The organism is Roseibium sp. MB-4 (assembly GCF_053005265.1).
The window spans coordinates 2050444-2067318 of the sequence record NZ_JBRKQB010000001.1 but is presented as its reverse complement, the minus strand read 5'-3'; the positions used below and the strand labels follow the sequence as shown (position 1 = coordinate 2067318).

Below are 16875 nucleotides of genomic sequence, written 5' to 3'. Positions count from 1 at the left end.
GCGAAAAACAAAAGCGCCGGCAAGATGCCGGCGCGGTTTTTTATATTTCTCCAGCCATAATCTTCCTGCGCCCGGCCTGTCAATCCGCATTTTCCGGCGCGGCGTGGCTCAAATTCGCCGAGCCCTGGCACAAGGTTTATGCGCGCTGAGATCCGCTCATGAATTCGGTGCCAAGCGCTGCAAAGACTGTTTTGAGAATACCGTCCTTATCGAGACCGGCAGACGCGTACATGGATGCCGGTTTGTCATGGTCCTGATACGTGTCCGGAAGGGTCAAGGTGCGGATCTTAAGGCCGGCATCCAGCGCGCCTTCTTGAGCCAGTGCGCTCAGGACATGGCTGCCGAAACCGCCGATGGATCCTTCTTCGATTGTCACAAGCACTTCGTGTTCGCGCGCAAGTCGCCGGATGAGATCCATGTCGAGCGGTTTGGCAAACCGGGCATCTGCAACAGTTGTGGAAAGACCGGCGGCATCCAATTCATCTGCGGCTTTCAAACATTCGGCCATCCGTCCGCCGAAGGAGAGGAGCGCCACCTTGGTGCCTTCGCGCCGCACAATGCCTTTGCCGATTTCCAGAACAGTGCCGCGTTCCGGCATCTCTAGACCAACACCTTCGCCGCGTGGATAGCGGAAGGAGATCGGGCCCTCATCATAAGCAACAGCTGTTGCCACCATGTGCCGGAGTTCGGCTTCATCGGAGGCAGCCATGACCACAAAGCCCGGCAGGCAAGAAAGATACGCGGTATCAAACGCGCCGGCATGGGTGGCCCCATCCGCGCCGACGAGACCTGCACGGTCGATCGGAAACCGGACGGGCAGTCCCTGGAGAGCGACGTCATGGATCACTTGATCATAGGCTCGCTGCAGGAACGTCGAATAGATCGCGGCAAACGGCTTGTATCCTTCGGTCGCCATGCCAGCAGCAAAGGTCACCGCATGCTGTTCGGCAATGCCGACATCATAGGTGCGCTCCGGGAAGGCTTCGCCGAAGAGGTTCAGGCCGGTGCCGTCGGGCATGGCCGCTGTGATGGCGACCACCTTTTCATCTTCTTCCGCTTCCTTGATCAAGGACGTTGCGAACACATTGGTGTAGCTCGGCGCGTTGGCCTTGGGTTTGGACTGTTTACCCGTGACCACGTCAAACTTGGCAACGCCGTGATACTTGTCTTTCGCGCCCTCTGCCGGCGCATAGCCCTTGCCTTTCTGGGTGACAGCATGGATCAGGACTGGACCATTGTGCGTATCGCGAACGTTTTTCAGGATCGGCAGCAGGTGCTCAAGGTTATGCCCATCGACCGGGCCGACGTAATAAAAACCCAGCTCTTCAAACAAGGTGCCGCCGGTCCAGAAGCCTCGAGCATACTCTTCCGCCCGAGCCGCTTTTTCAGCCAGCTGCTTCGGGAAATTCTTGACGATGTTCTTCGCGGCACCGCGCAGCGACTGGTAAGTCGGGCCTGAGACTAGCTTGGCGAGATAGGCGGACATTGCGCCCACTGGCGGTGCGATCGACATGTCATTGTCGTTCAGGATAACCACAAGCCGGGAGCCGAGATGCCCCGCGTTGTTCATCGCCTCGTAAGCCATGCCTGCGGACATTGCTCCGTCACCGATCACTGCGATGACATTGTTGTCGCCATCCTTCAGATCACGAGCCGCTGCCATGCCAAGGCCGGCAGAAATGGATGTCGACGAATGCGCCGTTCCGAAGGGGTCATAGATGCTTTCAGAGCGCTTGGTGAAACCCGACAGGCCCCCTGGTTGGCGCAGGGTCCGAATTCTGTCCCGACGTTCGGTAAGAATCTTGTGCGGATAGCTTTGGTGTCCAACGTCCCAAATGATCCTGTCGTCCGGCGTGTTGAAGACATAATGCAGCGCGACCGTTAGCTCTACGACACCCAGACCGGCGCCCAAATGCCCTCCGGTTATGGAAACCGTATCAATGGTTTCGGTGCGCAACTCGTCGGCCAGTTGGCCGAGCTCGGTTTCATCGAGCTGGCGCAAATCGGCCGGAGAGGACACCTTATCGAGCAAGGGCGTTTTTGAATCTGCAGTCACGCTGGGGAATGCTCCGGAATAGAAAACATGGCGGGCAGCCATACACCAACCTTATGTATGGCGCAAACGCTGTACGATCAGGGGGGGCACACCTTGAAATGTGACACCTTGGTGAATATGCATTGAGATAACGGGTGTATGCAGGAATTTATGCACTTATAGCGCTAAATTTTCGTCGAAATCCATGCAATGTCACCCATTTGGGTGATGCATACATTATTAATATGTATTAAACCTTTAAGTGTGGTCGATGGGGCCACGTGCACAGTGATCAACTTGGGGTCGTAATTGCGCGACCCCAGTTTTTTGACTTTTTAGACGCGGTTATTCTTTAAAATATTTGCCGGCTCATTGCCTATCCTTGGGCTCTTTTGTCACACCAGACCGGATAGCCGATACACCAATTGCACCAACTCCAGTTGTGTGCGCACTGCTGTCTTGTCGAATATCCGGCGAAGGTGAGTTTTCATGGTGTTGCGCGTGATGTTCAGCAAATCGGTGGTCGCAGAAACGGAACCGGTTTCCGCCAAAGACCGGGCAAGGTGCGCTTCAGACTGTGAGAGGCCGAGTTCCTCCTGCAGGATGGTCTCAATGGCTTCAGGTATGTTGGCTGGCTGGCAAACGCGGATAAGAACCCAAGGGTCATGTGTGTCTCCCGATACTGCCTCGATCGTGACCCGGTTTAAGTTTCCCGACCGGTCACGAAGACAAAAACCGGACCGGGAAAGAGAGCTGTCTGACCTGGCATCTTTTATGTAACCTGTTTGATGCGGGTCTTTTGCAGAGGTGGGAGCTGACGATATCTCTGACAGAAGCATCTCCATCTCCCTGTTCCGGATCTGCAGTTTCTCCCCGGCCATATGACCGACGTCCAGATCTGCCAGAGCTGATAGCCCGTTTTCATGCTCGGCTATAACGAGACGTTGTTTGTTGATGAGAACAGAAGGAACCGCGCAATGGTTCGCAAAGGCCCGCTGAATGCGGCTTTGCGTTTTAAGCATGTCGATGTTTGTGAGTGCACCAAAGCAGGTCTTCAGGATCTTGGCGATTTTGGAGAAGGCAAGAACGGTTTCTGCCGAAGTCGTTTCCACCGACGATGCGTCATCAAAGAGCAGGCCGAATATCACGGTCAAGCCTGTGCTATCCCGTGTAATGATGATTATCGCCGATTGGGACGAGAGTTCATTTCCATTCACAAGAGATGTGGCAGCAGCATCGAGCTTTGAAATGTGACCTTGGTGAATACGGTACACAGCATCCGGTTCCGCCAACTCAAGCAAATACTTAAACGCTGATACTCCGGCGTGGTAGGAAGCAGAATTCAAAAAGTCTCTGAAGGCTTCTGCGTGCGCCGGACCCGTAAACCGGCCTGTTGCAAATCCGTCGTTGAGATATTCTGCCGCGCAGGCTTTGCTTTCAAAGACCCCACTGACTTTGTCTAGGAAAGGCAGCCAGTCCGTATGGGTCGTAATATTGCCTAAGGCGTCTTCCAAAAGGTCCAGTTCAGCGTCTTTGCTTAAATTGGGCATTTCCGGTCGCTCGATAGATGTACTCAAATATTACAAGATGAGCGCAAGGATAACACTGCAAAATAGTCAGGGATCTGAAAAAATTAATGAGATCGTCAATTTGCCAGAAATAAAGTAAAGGTTCAGGCAATAACGTTCTGCAATTGATTTATAAGTTTTGGTAGATGATTTGAGCTTTCTCTACCTGTGGGTGCGTCAATCTCGGTGCTCCTGAGATTGGTTCTTTGCAGAGACCAGCCCTCGCAAACGGTTCGGGTTACGTTTGTCGGCGGTTATTTGGCTGCATGAGCCATTGCTGGCGCTACCGGCTGAGCAGTCTAGCCGTTTTGCGGGTCAAGCTCGGTCGTGCCAGTTGGTTCTCCATTTTGCCCAAGCTGGATTTTTTCCACTTTGGCCTCAGCCGCCTTCAGCAATGTATCGCAATGCTGGCGCAATGCATCGCCGCGCTCGTACATTTCGATGCTGCGCTCCAGCGGAACGTTTCCCTGCTCGAGTTCGCGCACGATTGTCTCAAGCTGCTTGAGCGCGTCTTCGAAAGACAGACCGGCAATTTCCTTGGCAGCATCAGACATGCGATTTTCCTGAATGAATTCCCTACAGACCGGCACATTTGCGAGACCTGCGCCAAAGGTCAAGAGGGCGCGGGTGGATAGGCGTTGCCATCCACCGCCAACTGGAGAATTCTTGGTGTTAGACTTCAGCCGGTCATCAACGTCATGACATGAGCAGCGGTTGAGCGGGCGAGGCCTTCAAGGTCATAGCCGCCTTCCAGAACCGAGACCACACGGCCGTCACTGTGTTTGTCTGCCACGTCCATCAGGGCCCGCGTGGCCCAGGCGAAGTCAGCCTCCACGAGATTCAAGCCGCCGAGCGGGTCACGCGCATGGGCATCGAACCCGGCTGAAATGATGACCAATTCCGGTGCGAAGCCATCGAGCCGAGGAAGCAGAACAACTTCGAACGCCTCCTTAAAGCCCGCGCCATTTTCGCCCGGCGGCAGTGGGACATTGACGATCGTGTTGGCCTCCCCGGTTTCCGAAGCATCGCCGGAACCAGGATAGAGGGGCATCTGGTGCGTCGAACAATACATCACGCTTGGATCATCCCAGAAAATATCTTGGGTGCCGTTGCCGTGATGCACATCGAAATCGATGATCGCGACCCGGTCTATCCCGTATTTCTCCTGAGCGTACCGGGCTGCAACGGCTGCGTTGTTGAAGAAGCAAAAGCCCATCGCCCGGTCTTTTTCCGCATGGTGCCCAGGGGGGCGGGAGGCAGAAAAGGCGTTGTTGACTTTCTTTGTCAGGACTTCGTCAACCGCCCGGCAGGCTCCGCCCACACCGCGCAGCGCCGCTTCCCAGGTGCCGGGCGACATGGTCGTGTCTGCATCGACACGCGCGACACCCTCGTCCGGGGACAGCCGGTGAAGTTGGTCGATATACGCCATCGGATGAGCCCGTGCGATATCCTCCAGCGCGCCAACGGGTGCGAGATCGCGCTCAACCGACTGAAACTTTTCATGTTCCAGAATACGGTCAATGGCACGAATGCGATCCGGGCGCTCCGGATGACCCACCGGGGTCAAATGATCCAGGTAGGTCGGGTGATGCAGTAGGAGTGTTGACACGGCGGGCGTTTCCATAAGGTATGAATTTATAGTTGTCCGCCATCAGATCCGTGGTCTTCAGATCTGTCAATGAGCCATCTCAATTCCGGCAGCTTATTCCAGGCCGGTCTATCCGGCTTTCTGAATTTCCACCTGGTGCGGGTAGGGAATGGAAATTCCGCCCGCGTCGAAAGCCTCTTTCACAGACTTCAGCATGTGGAATTTCAGTTCCCAATAGTCGCCCGCGTCGCACCAAAGCCGCACACCTAGATCCACGGAGCTGTCACCGAGATTTGTCACACGCACCCAGGGCTCAGGGTCTTTGTGGACGCGCGCATCCGCAGTGGCGGTGTCGAGAATGATCTGGATCGCCTTGTCCGCGTCATCGCCGTAGTCGATGCCGAAAGTCAGGTCGAGCCGGCGAGTCTGGTGCGCGGAAAAATTGGTGATGACCGTGCCCCATGCCTGGCCGTTGGGCATGATGATCTGAACATTGTCCGGGGTCACCAACTCTGTGACGAAGATGTTGAGGTCCTTCACCGTTCCGGAGGTCCCGCCGATGGACACATATTGTCCGATCTTGTAGGGGCGGAAGATGATGAGCATCACTCCGGCCGCGATGTCACTCAAGGTGCCCTGCAGGGCAAGGCCGATCGCAAGGGTACCGGCGCCGAGGACGGCTACCAAACTGGTCGCCTGAATGCCAAACAGCTGCAGAACCGCAATGAATGTTACGAGAAGGACAAGCCAGCGGACGATCGAGGCCGCGAAGCCGCCGATCGTATCGTCGATCCGTTCGTGAGAGACGATCCGCTTTCGGACGAAGCTCGACAGGGCACCGGCAAGCAGCCAGCCAATGATCAGAACGATCAGTGCTTTTGCCGCATTGATCACCAGAGGCATGTAGACGGTTACCTGTTCCATTGTGCCGTTCATCGACGGTCTCCCCGATAGCTGACGTGTCACCCCACTTGTCAAAATGTCGTAGCGGAATGATTTGCCACAAGCAAGTAAGCCTGTGGCAAATCTCGCTTTTTGTCGGATCAGACCCGGTGGTCTAGGCTCTCTGGATGCGCGCTGATCCAGGTCTCTAGAAAGGCAGCCATGTCCTCGTCACCACATCCCTTGATGAAGTCGGGATAGATCCGACTGCCGTTTTCCAGCAAAAGCCCCGCGCATTTGATATGGTCAGCTCCAGGTTTTTCCGGTGCGAACTCTGCGCCGTGAAGCACCGTGTCGAGCGCGTCACCTCCGAAGCCGTTCTTTTTGGAAAGATCCGGCTTCAGACTCAGGAAATATGCAGTTTCCTTTGGTAGCCCATGCCAGCCAGCTGCATGAAGGGGCGATAGACCCATCTCATCGGTGGCATTTGGGTCCAGCCCGGCGGCAACGAGAGCCTTGATTTGCGAAAGACGTCCGGGTTCTGAGGCAAGCCTCACCAACAGCCGTCTGTCTTCATCAGTCAGCGCCTTCAGATCGAGCCTCATTGCAGAAGCCTCGCCAGTGGCACACGCCGCGAGAGCCTGCTCATCCGGGGTGAGACGTGTGTCGCACCCGAGGTCCGACAGCGCGCTTGCCGCTTCTGTATGGCCGTGGATCCTGGCAAGCGCATAAGCAGAATGGCCCTGCCACCGGGCATCGAGGGCCGCCCCGGACGAAACAAGCAGCGAAACAACCTCTCCGGAACATCCCCTGCGCGCTGCCTGGTGCAGGGCCGGGACGGTATTCACCGGTTGTCCGCTCGGGTGATTGTCTTCAAGCAGGTTCGGATCGGCACCGGCCTCCAGCAGCATGCGAACTTTGTCGAGGTCATTGAAATCAAGCGCACGCGGTAGAGCGTTGGTGCCATCTGGTTTGGCGCCATATTCCAGAAGCAGCTTCAGGGCGCGAGCGTGGGTGAGCTCCGTGGCATGATAGAGGCTTTCATTGTCATTCGGATCTGCGCCATGGCGGAGCAGTAAGTCTCCGAGTTCGTAATTGTCGGCGTGGCACAACGCGCCGTACAGCGCTGAGAGCTTGTGATCAGTGTTTGCATCCGCGGGAAAGCCGTCATTGACATCTGCGCCATGGGACAGAAGGAGCTCTGCCAGGGCAAGCATGTCCGCATGTTTCGAGGGAGATCGGTGGATTTCTTTCGAAAAGGCGAGATGGAGCAGGGGGGATCGAACACCAATCGGGTCGAGCGCTCGCTTGGGATCGGCCTCGACCGCTTCGCGCACCGAGGCTAGGTCGTAGAGTGCGATTTGCAGTCCGAGGTTGTCGTCTTTGAGCGCGGGATCATCATCCAGCAGCTTGTTCGTGACCCAATGCTGACCTGCGAAGAGTGCCGTTTTCAGTCGCTCCGCCCGCTCAGAGCGGGTCATGGCCGCACTTTCGACGGCAAACTTGAGCTGGGGCCAGCTGGTGTGTCCGGCTTCGCGCGCGATTACATGGAGGCAATCGGCATGCTTGAGCGGCTTATCGGCAGAAACAAATTTATGCGCCCGCGCAAGAGCCGCGCGGTCGCCACTGGCAATCGCCTTTTTGAGGCGTTTGGCATCCTTGCGGAAGTGATCGAGTGAGGTCAGCGTCTTGGAAGACAAGGCTTTTCTCCTGTTGGCGTGCCCGGACGATCCGCTTGTGTCGGGCGCAGGTGAAAAACCGGCATCAATTGTATGTGTCAGGGTGCTTTCGCTGTCCGCGGATCCGGGTGCCGCCCTCATCGGCCCGCGGACATTGCCGGGACGTGCCTGAAAATGCAAGCCCGCCTCGGTAAAATTCTCAGGTGGTAGCAGGTTTCATGCTGGCCGGGGCCGGGCTGTCGTCCGGGACAAAGAAATCCGGGGTGAGTGACTGGGTTGGATCCACACGGTACTGATCAAAGTCGGTTACGCCGCAGCTCTGAAGGAACGTGTCGTCTATCAGGAACTGACCGGTCAATTCCTTAGAAGGTGTCGTAAAGATCTCGTAGGCAGCATCTGCGAGGATGTCCGGCGTCCGGCTTGTTTGCATCATCTTGTCGCCGCCGATGATGTTTTTGATCGCCGCTGTCGCGATCGTGGTGCGCGGCCAAAGCGCATTCACCGCAATCCCCTTGGACCGCAGTTCACCGGCAAGGCCCAGAACAACAAGGCTCATGCCGTATTTGGCGATCGAGTAGGGCGTAAACGGCGCAAACCACTTTTCCTGCATATCCAGCGGCGGGGACAGCATCAGGATGTGCGGGTTTTCTGATTTCTTTAAATGAGCGATGGCGTGTTTCGAGCAGGCCATCGTGCCCCTCGTGTTGATCTGGTGCATCAGATCAAACTTCTTCATGTCCGTCTGCTGGAGCGGAGTCAGTTGGATCGCGCTGGCATTGTTGACGAGGATGTCCAAACCGCCAAAGTGATCCGCCGTCTTGTCGATGGCTGCTTGAACCGCTTCATCATCGCGAACATCGAGCACGATCGGCAGGGCTTTGCCGCCAGCCGCATCGATTTCCTCGGCAGCTGAAAAAATCGTGCCCTCCAGTTTCGGATGCGGTTCTGCGGTCTTGGCAGCAACGGCGACATTCGCGCCTTCCCGTGCAGCACGCAATGCAATGGCTTTGCCGATCCCGCGCGAAGCGCCGGTGATGAAGAGTATTTTGCCGTTCAAGGACATGGTGTTCTCCTTCAAGGAAGCTGCTGTGTGGCTGTTCAGGATTTCGACTTCTTGGTCATGAAGGCCTGGAACGCGGAGATGGCCTCCGGCGACGTCAGGCGGGAGGAGAACACCTTGGCTTCCTCATCGACCCGGTCGCTGAGGTCTTGGCTTTCCTGCCAAAGGAACTGGCGGGAAAGCGCCATTGCTTCCGGCGGTTTTGCAGCAATTTCCCGGGCGCAAGCCAAAGCCACATCATCGACATTCTCAGAGACGACTTCATTGACGAGACCGGCCTGATAGGCCCGTTCGGCGCTGAACGGACGGCCGAGGCACAGCATTTCAAATGCGCGGGCATGGCCCATGATTTTCGGACCGAGCAGGCTCGACCCGGCCTCTGGGACGAGACCCAGGTCGATGAACGGGGTGCGGATGACGGAGCGCGGGCTGGCAAACACCATGTCGCAATGCATGAGTAGCGTTGCGCCAACACCAACTGCAATCCCGTCGATGGAGGCGACCAATGGCTTCCTGTTCCCAACAAGCGCGCGCAGAAAGCGGTAAACCGGTGTTTCCGACATCTGCATCTTGCCGGCGAATTGAAGGAAATCACCGATGTCATTGCCGGACGTGAATGCTTCCGGCTGGCCGCAAATGAGGTGGCAGCGCACATTGTCGTCCGTGTTTCCGGTTTCCAGCGCTTCCGCCAGATCCGTGTACATCTGGCCGGTCAAGGCGTTCTTCTTTTCCGGACGATCAAGACGCAAAGTCCTGACGCCGTCTTCAAGAGACTGCGTGATCATGAGGAAATTCCTTTCAGTATTCGCCTATAAGGCGTTTAAGAGGTCATGGCTTCCGGGTCGAACTCCAGGATGCTGTCCGACGAGCCGACGATGTCTTCCTTCAGACTTGCCGTGTCGCAGAGAAGTGTCATGGCGTAGCTTCTCGCCATGATGGTGCGCTGAGTTCGCAGGGCCCGGTTTTCCATGCCTGATTTCAGGGCGCCCTTTGCCAGCAACACACCACCATAGGCAAGGCCCGCCAGCCGCAAGTAGGGTGTTGCGCCGGAAAGGGCCTCTTCGACCCGTCCATCGGCCTGAGCTGCCAGCATCCAGTCGGTTGCTTCTTCCAGATCATCTAGGGCCCGGCGCAGGCGTTCGGCCGTGTCACCGAACTCGGGTCGGTTAGATTGGGAAACTTCCCGGGCGATCTCACGCAGTTCGGTCAGGAAGCCACGAATGTGATCCCCGCCCGACAGGGGCAGCTTGCGCATCACAAGGTCGATCGACTGAATGCCGTTGGTGCCTTCATAGATCGGCGCAATCCGGGCATCGCGTAGATGTTGTGCAACGCCGGTTTCTTCCACGTAGCCCATTCCGCCGTGGATCTGAACGCCGATGGAGGCGACTTCGACGCCGAAATCGGTCGACAGCGCCTTGGCAATCGGCGTGAGCAGGCCCGCGCGTTCCGACCAGTGCTTCTTCTGATCCGGGTCGGTGGCCGTGTTGGCCATATCGATGGCATGGGCGCAGGAATAACAGATCGCGCGGGCGACCTGGGTTCGGGTCCGCATGCCCAGCAAAGAGCGTTTGATGTCAGGGTGGTGTGCAATGGCGACCATGCCGTCGCCCTTCTTGCCGGGTACGTTGCCTTGTTTGCGCTCCAGCGCGTAGGCATGGGCGTCCTGACAGGCGCGTTCCGCAACACCCAGCCCTTGAATGCCGACGGCAAGCCGGGCGTTGTTCATCATCGTGAACATACAGGCAAGGCCTTTGTTTTCCTCACCGATCAGCCAGCCCGTGGCACCACCTTCATCGCCGTAGACCATGGTGCAGGTCGGGGAACCATGAATGCCGAGCTTATGCTCTACACCCGCGCAGTGGACATCGTTCCGCGCGCCGAGCGAGCCGTCTTCGTTGACCAGGAATTTCGGCACGAGAAACAACGAAATGCCACGGGTTCCAGCCGGCGCATCCGGCAGGCGGGCAAGCACCAGATGGATGATATTGTCGGTCAGATCATGTTCGCCGTAGGTGATGAAGATCTTCTGGCCGTAGATCCGGTACGTGCCGTCGTCATTGCGTTCGGCCCGCGCTTTCAACGCATTGAGATCAGACCCGGCCTGTGGCTCGGTCAGGTTCATGGTGCCCATCCATTCACCGGTGACTAGCTTTTCCAGGTAGGTTGCCCGCAACTCTTCCGTTGCGTGCTTTTCGATGGCCTCCACAGCGCCCATTGTCAGCGTCGGGCCGATGGCGAAGGCCATGGAACCGGAGTTCCACATCTCCAGTGCAGCGGCTGACAGCATTTGTGGCAACCCCTGACCGCCGGCGTCCTCGCTGGCAGAAAGACCGTTCCAGCCGCCTTCGATCCAGCCATGGTAGAGTTCGCGCCAGCCGGGAGGTGTTGTGACTTCCCGGTTGGTAAGCGGAGTTCCGTGCTTGTCGGCGACGCTGTTGAGCGGGGCAATTTCTTCGGCGGCGAAGCGGCCGGCTTCGTTCAAAATGGCATCCACCAGATCATCGCCGAGTTCGGCATGCTGTCCGCCCTCCTGCAAGTCTGACAGGCCGCAGACGTGTTTGAGGGTGAAGGCGATCTCGTCGACCGGTGCACGATACATGATTGGTCCTCCCAAGAACCGGTGGCCTATCTTGGCCAAATTTCTTCTTTCAGCCGTCCAAAGCTTGACGGAACACGGGGTTGCCCGCAAAAGGCGCTACTGGCAGCCGATTGACGCAAACAGTAGCCGTGTTGACGTAAACGTCAACCCATTTCGCTGCGGCATGTCCTTATCTTTTTGGTCAGTCTTTCAGAATGGCAAGCAACGGAACGAGATGAATGCAGCGCTGGAACGTCAATCTGAGCTCAAATGACTGGCAATGGCACCCGGAAGCCGATGCCGTCTGCCGCAGTCTGATTGACGGCGGTCTGGTTGCCGTGCCGACGGAAACCGTTTACGGCCTGGCGGCCGATGCGACGAGCGGGACTGCCTGCGCGCGGATTTTCCAGGCCAAAGGCCGGCCGAGTTTCAACCCGCTCATTTCGCATCTGCCCAACCTGGAGGCCGCTCGCCATCATGGTGTCTTTGATGACCGCGCCCTGAAACTGGCGGAGGCATTTTGGCCGGGCCCGCTGACCCTTGTTGTGCCGAAGACTGAGGCCTCAGAAATTTCGGATCTGGCGACGGCAGGTCTGACCACGGTCGCGCTCCGGGTCCCGTCCGGGCCGATCATGCGATATCTTTCGGAAAAAACGGGTCGGCCGCTGGCAGCCCCAAGCGCCAACCGGTCCGGCAAAATCAGCCCTACCCGGGCAGAGGATGTCATTGCCGATCTCGGGGACACGCTCGATTTTGTCATTGATGCCGGACCGTGTGAGGTTGGTATTGAATCGACAATCATTGGTTTAACGGACGAGTACGTGACGTTGTTGCGCCCCGGTGGTCTGGCGCGCGAAGAAATTGAGAGTTTGCTGCAGACAAAAGTCCGGACACCAGCTTCAAACAAACAACCGGAGGCTCCCGCGGCGCCCGGAATGCTCACCTCCCACTACGCACCAAATGCACAGATGCGTCTTCATGCACGAGCCGTTGCGCCAAACGAGGCCTTGTTGTCGTTTGGTGTGGATCCGATTGAAGGGCGAGAATCAGCCTTGGCGGAGGCGAATCTTAGTCCGTCCGGGGATCTCGTAGAGGCCGCTGCGCAGTTGTTTCAGGCCATGCGGACCCTTGATTCGTCCGGTGCAAAGACGATTCAGGTGCAAGATATCCCCAATACTGGCCTTGGCGAGGCGATTAATGACCGCTTGAGACGGGCAGCGGCTCCGCGCAGTTAAGCTCGCCATCGTCGGACATTAGGTGTGAGGGTAATTCTTGGAACACGCGTGTTAAGCGCGGTGTTTTTGTCTGCGCCCTAAACTCCACCAAAATCAATAAGTCAGATCAGGTTGTTGATGTTCCGCATTAACTTAGGATCACCTAAAGTTAATCTGTGTAGTGTCTTCATTTTGCGTGGAATGCCGTAGGTAATAATGCAAATGAACGGTCAATGGAAGTTAAAAATTTCATACACCCACCTTCTAAAAACAGATCTTCATCTAAAACTTATCAACACCATAGGTGCGTTTACTTGAACAAAGGGCTGGCAAAAAACCGTTCGCATGACTTACTATGTAAATCAGATTTTGGATGTGATGAACCTCCCCTCGAGCAAGCGATGCTCGCACCTCAGACCGGACCGGCCCCTAATCGCCGGTCCATTTTTTTGCCCGGCCTTTGCTCTCTGCCAACCAAAGAACCGGCCTGCGCTCTCAAGTCGCCACTTCTGGAGTTCTGTTGGGAGTGGCCTCCGGAGGATCGTCTGCCTCTTTTGAAGGCGTCTTGCTGTCCTCAGTTGGTTCTGTCTTGTGTTCGGACCCCAACTCCTCTGCAGTGTCGGAATTTTCCTTGAACTGGGGAACGACCGGATCTTCGGTTTCGGCTTCCTGGGCCTTCGAGTTCATCTTCAAGCGCTGGGCTGACAGGCTTTCCACATGGGCCTTCAGATCTGGATATTTATCCATCAGCAACCGGAAGTCTTGCGCCCGCAGGCTCAGCAGATGGCAATAACCAATCGCAACAACATCGGCGCTGCGCCGCCCGCCGGTCATGAGAGAGATTTCCCCGAACACATCACCGCGGCCGAGGCGGATGGTGGTAATTGGTGTACGAACCTCGACCGCACCGGATGCGATGAAGTAGGCGGCATCGCCGCGTTCGCCCGTCCGGATCAAGGTTTCCCCCGGTGTCGCGAATTGCGGGCGCATCATTTTCATGATGGCCTTCTGCTGTTTTTTTGGCAGTCCCTCAAACAAGGGATGGGCTTGGACCAGCTCTTTGGTCTTCATCCCGAGGTCCAGCTTCGGCCGGAAGTCGCAAGCGCGCCGGACCTTCTCCACGTCTCTGAGGAGGTCCTGATGCAATTCGGTGCCCACCAACATCTGATCCCGGGCTTCGTCGTATGCGGTCTCTTCAAGACGAACACCGCTCATGCGCAAGAATTTGTTCTCAAGCGCATCGGCATAATCCGGGTACTGCAAACGCAAAGCCTCAATAGCCTGGATGGTCTCAGCTTGCCGGTTGCTCAGGGTCTCTTTCAAAATGTCAGCGACGCGCTCGCCCAAGAGCGGGCGGATACGGCGTTCATTGAAAACGAGCAGTTCGTCTTCGAGGATCCGGTAAACGAGTAAGAATTCGAACCTTGCCGCGAGTTGGCGTGCCAGAGGCCGGTTGATCTTGAACCGGCGTTGCAAAGTCTGTGCGAAGCGGAAACCGAACCCGAACTTCAGAGGTTCGCGGCTCGCCTGACGATAGCCGCTCCGTCCTTCACTGCGAGCAAGATCACTTGTCCGGCCTGTAATGGCGAGAAAACCAGCGACCGCGCGTCCGGAGATTGTTTTGTGGTGGAAGTGTTCCAGGACGAGTTGTTGTTCCCGGTCCGCGAGCGCAATCAGGCCAATATTGACCCGGTCCTTGTCTTTTAACTCTTCCAGCATGTTGGTCTCTGCAGCGGCAGAGGCGGCGCGTTTTTCATAGTCGTCGAGAACAACGGAGGCGACATGCGGTGCCACATGATAGGCTTTGGCAGCCTCCCCAAGCTCGGACCGGATGTCGGACAGCGTGAGGGCCAGATACTGAGTTCGGAGGGCTTCGTCCCGTGCGTTTAGCTGGTCGAGCCCGAGGAGTTTGATCAGCGGCTTCAGGCTCGTTCCATACACCAGCAAGGTGAAAAGCACGAAGCCGGTGGTGAGCTTTGTGACAAACGTTGAGATCTCGGGCGACAATGCCGCGTGCTCGGATACACTGAGGGCCAGGGTGAGTGTCACTGCGCCGCGCATGCCGCCCCACAGCATCACAGCCTTGTATTTGTCATTCACTGCCTCTCCGGCTTTCATAAAGCTTAGGACGGGCAGCAATCCGTAAATCACGACAGCACGGGCCGCGAGGGCTGCCACGATCACGATCAAAAGCAGCAGAATGTCGAGTGGGGCAAACCCGTCGACCAGCCGCGGGATAAGAATTGCGGCGAGCAGAAAGATGAGCGATGCGGCCCAGAAGGACATCTGGTCCCAGACCGAATGCAGAAAGTTCCAGTTTGCCGGCTGGATCCGGGCCGGACCGTAGAGATTGAAGATGATTCCGGCAGCCACAACGGCAACAACCGCGGACACGTCGGCAAACTGATCACTGAGCACATAGATGCCATAGGGAAGAGCAAGGCTGAGGGTTACTTGGGCGAGCGGAAGGTCGCGCATCAAATGCAGGAAACTGACGGCAATGCGCGCTAGAACCGCGCCCACAATGACGCCCCCGACAAACGACCGGGCAAAGGCAATGGCCACTTCGCTGCCAGTGAGAGCCTGATCTCCAGTTAGGATGCCAAGAAGCAGAACGAAGATCACGATAGCGGCCGCATCGTTCAAGAGGCTTTCACCCTCAACGATGCGCCCAAGGCGGGCTGGTGCTCCGATGTCGCGGAAAATCGCCACGACGGCAACCGGATCAGTGGTTGCTACAATTGCACCAAGCAACAGGCAGGCCACCAACGGCACGCCGGCCAACGGGTAGAGCGCAGCGCCGATAAAGGCTGTTGCCACGAAAACAGCAACAACCGCCATGACCAGAACCGGCGCCCAGTCCTCAAACAAACGCCGCACGTCGAGGGTCAATGAGGTCTGAAACAGGAGCAGCGGTAGAAAAATGTATAGGATCATCTCTGAATCCAGAGGCGGATTCACAAAGACATTTGCAATGGTGTTAAAGGCGTCGGTACGCGGCGTATAAAGAAGATATGTGGCAATGATCCCGATCAGGGTGCCGACCATGGCAAGCAGCACACTGGGCGCCACACCGAACCGGCGGGCCAGCGGTTGCAGCAGGGCTATTGTCAGCAACAAAAGCGCAAAGGCGCCCGTAATCATTGGTGTTTCCATGACGCCAATGTGCCCTCTGATTATGGCAAATTCAAACTCGCTAAAGTCACCAGCTGCAAATACTCCGCCGCCACATCAACTGCCTGCCTTGCGTTCAGACAACCAGATCCCGCCCAAAACCAGCAACAAGGCCAGCCCGTGATGCCATTTGAACGGCTCGCCGAGGATGCTGACAGCAAGGACGGCTGCAAAGATCGGGACCAGGTTGATGAAGACGCCGGCTCGGGCCGGGCCGATCAGTTCAACGCCGCGCATGAAAAAGATCTGGCTGAGGCAGGAAGGGCCGAGCGCTATGTAGAGCACAATCAGCCAGCCTTTCATGTCGGGCCAGAGAGCCGTGTCCGTCGCCATCTCGTAGGCAAGACCGGGAAGGGAGGCGAACACCGAGATGGCGGACAAAACGGCAAAAAAGACCAGCCCCGAAACCTGTGGCCGGTTGCGCAGCGCCAGCGTGTAGCCTGAATAGAGCACGCAGGCGATCAGCATGACACCGTCGCCGGGATTGACCGCAAGGCTCAAGAGAACGTCGAGACTTCCTTGTGCCGCAATCAAGGTCACGCCCAGCAATGTCGCCAAAATACCGACGACCTGAAGCAGCCGTACTTTGGAGCCGAATGCGATAACAGACCCAATGAGGACCAGGATCGGCATGGATCCCTGGATAATCCCGAGATTGACCGCCGTTGTCTCTGTCGCTGCGATGTAAAACAGCGTGTTGAAACCCACAAAGCCGAAGGCGGCCATCAGCACCATGCGCAGGAACGAGCCGCGCATGACTGGCCATTCGGACCGGATCCGCGGCCATAAAAAGGGAACAAGCAGGCCCGCAACAATGATCCAGCGCAGAAAGACCACGACCATCGGGGAAACCTCCCCCGCAGCAAGCCGTCCGGCCACAGTGTTGCCGCCCCACAGAAGCGTGGTTGCCATCAACAACAGGATGGCATTGCCGTAAGCCATGGTTCCGATACGTCCGGCAAACGAACTCATAAGGTGTCTTCTTTCCTGCCAATTTGGCAGCCGGGGAGGGGCGTTGGTCTAGAGCGGTAGCGGATTGTTGGCGTTTCGGAAAGGCCTTGGAGACGCCGAATTGTTCGTTCTGCAGCGATGAT

12 protein-coding genes are annotated in these 16875 nt (G+C 57.0%); 1 reads left to right on the top strand and 11 read right to left on the bottom strand.

From position 1 onward, the window contains the following. Positions 1 to 136: 136 nt before the first annotated feature. The 9 genes from dxs to ACVDG4_RS09505 all read right to left on the bottom strand — a co-directional run bounded on the left by dxs (position 137) and on the right by ACVDG4_RS09505 (position 11414). Positions 137 to 2098 carry a 1-deoxy-D-xylulose-5-phosphate synthase gene (gene dxs / locus ACVDG4_RS09545; protein WP_420338605.1) on the bottom strand — a complete coding sequence of 654 codons (1962 nt, stop codon included), beginning with the start codon at positions 2096 to 2098 and terminating at the stop codon, positions 137 to 139. A gap of 332 nt (positions 2099 to 2430) precedes the next feature. Then, positions 2431 to 3585, bottom strand: a complete 1155-nt coding sequence (locus tag ACVDG4_RS09540; protein WP_306149548.1) for a helix-turn-helix transcriptional regulator — start codon at positions 3583 to 3585, stop codon at positions 2431 to 2433. Positions 3586 to 3902: 317 nt separating this feature from the next. Next, complete coding sequence (locus ACVDG4_RS09535; RefSeq protein WP_008190357.1) at positions 3903 to 4157, bottom strand: exodeoxyribonuclease VII small subunit; 255 nt, start codon at positions 4155 to 4157, stop codon at positions 3903 to 3905. A gap of 125 nt (positions 4158 to 4282) precedes the next feature. Beyond that, positions 4283 to 5212 carry a histone deacetylase family protein gene (locus ACVDG4_RS09530; RefSeq protein WP_209172831.1) on the bottom strand — a complete coding sequence of 310 codons (930 nt, stop codon included), beginning with the start codon at positions 5210 to 5212 and terminating at the stop codon, positions 4283 to 4285. 108 nt (positions 5213 to 5320) lie between these two features. Continuing rightward, complete coding sequence (locus ACVDG4_RS09525) at positions 5321 to 6127, bottom strand: mechanosensitive ion channel family protein (RefSeq protein ID WP_409689437.1); 807 nt, start codon at positions 6125 to 6127, stop codon at positions 5321 to 5323. Between the two features lie 107 nt (positions 6128 to 6234). After that, positions 6235 to 7773, bottom strand: a complete 1539-nt coding sequence (locus tag ACVDG4_RS09520) for an ankyrin repeat domain-containing protein (protein WP_447234875.1) — start codon at positions 7771 to 7773, stop codon at positions 6235 to 6237. Positions 7774 to 7951: 178 nt separating this feature from the next. Then, complete coding sequence (locus ACVDG4_RS09515; RefSeq protein WP_447234874.1) at positions 7952 to 8815, bottom strand: SDR family oxidoreductase; 864 nt, start codon at positions 8813 to 8815, stop codon at positions 7952 to 7954. 35 nt (positions 8816 to 8850) lie between these two features. Then, complete coding sequence (locus ACVDG4_RS09510; protein ID WP_447234873.1) at positions 8851 to 9597, bottom strand: crotonase/enoyl-CoA hydratase family protein; 747 nt, start codon at positions 9595 to 9597, stop codon at positions 8851 to 8853. A gap of 35 nt (positions 9598 to 9632) precedes the next feature. Then, positions 9633 to 11414 (bottom strand): acyl-CoA dehydrogenase family protein, encoded by a 1782-nt coding sequence (locus ACVDG4_RS09505; RefSeq protein WP_447234872.1) that lies wholly within the window; start codon positions 11412 to 11414, stop codon positions 9633 to 9635. A 218-nt stretch (positions 11415 to 11632) separates the two neighbouring features. Here ACVDG4_RS09505 and ACVDG4_RS09500 point away from each other — a divergent pair, with 218 nt between their 5' ends. Further along, positions 11633 to 12628 (top strand): L-threonylcarbamoyladenylate synthase, encoded by a 996-nt coding sequence (locus ACVDG4_RS09500; RefSeq protein WP_447234871.1) that lies wholly within the window; start codon positions 11633 to 11635, stop codon positions 12626 to 12628. A 474-nt stretch (positions 12629 to 13102) separates the two neighbouring features. Here ACVDG4_RS09500 and ACVDG4_RS09495 read toward each other — a convergent pair whose 3' ends face one another. Further along, positions 13103 to 15751: a cation:proton antiporter gene (locus ACVDG4_RS09495; protein ID WP_447234870.1), complete on the bottom strand. Its 2649-nt coding sequence runs from the start codon at positions 15749 to 15751 to the stop codon at positions 13103 to 13105. An 87-nt stretch (positions 15752 to 15838) separates the two neighbouring features. Next, positions 15839 to 16753 carry a DMT family transporter gene (locus tag ACVDG4_RS09490; RefSeq protein ID WP_306149538.1) on the bottom strand — a complete coding sequence of 305 codons (915 nt, stop codon included), beginning with the start codon at positions 16751 to 16753 and terminating at the stop codon, positions 15839 to 15841. Positions 16754 to 16875: the final 122 nt, after the last annotated feature.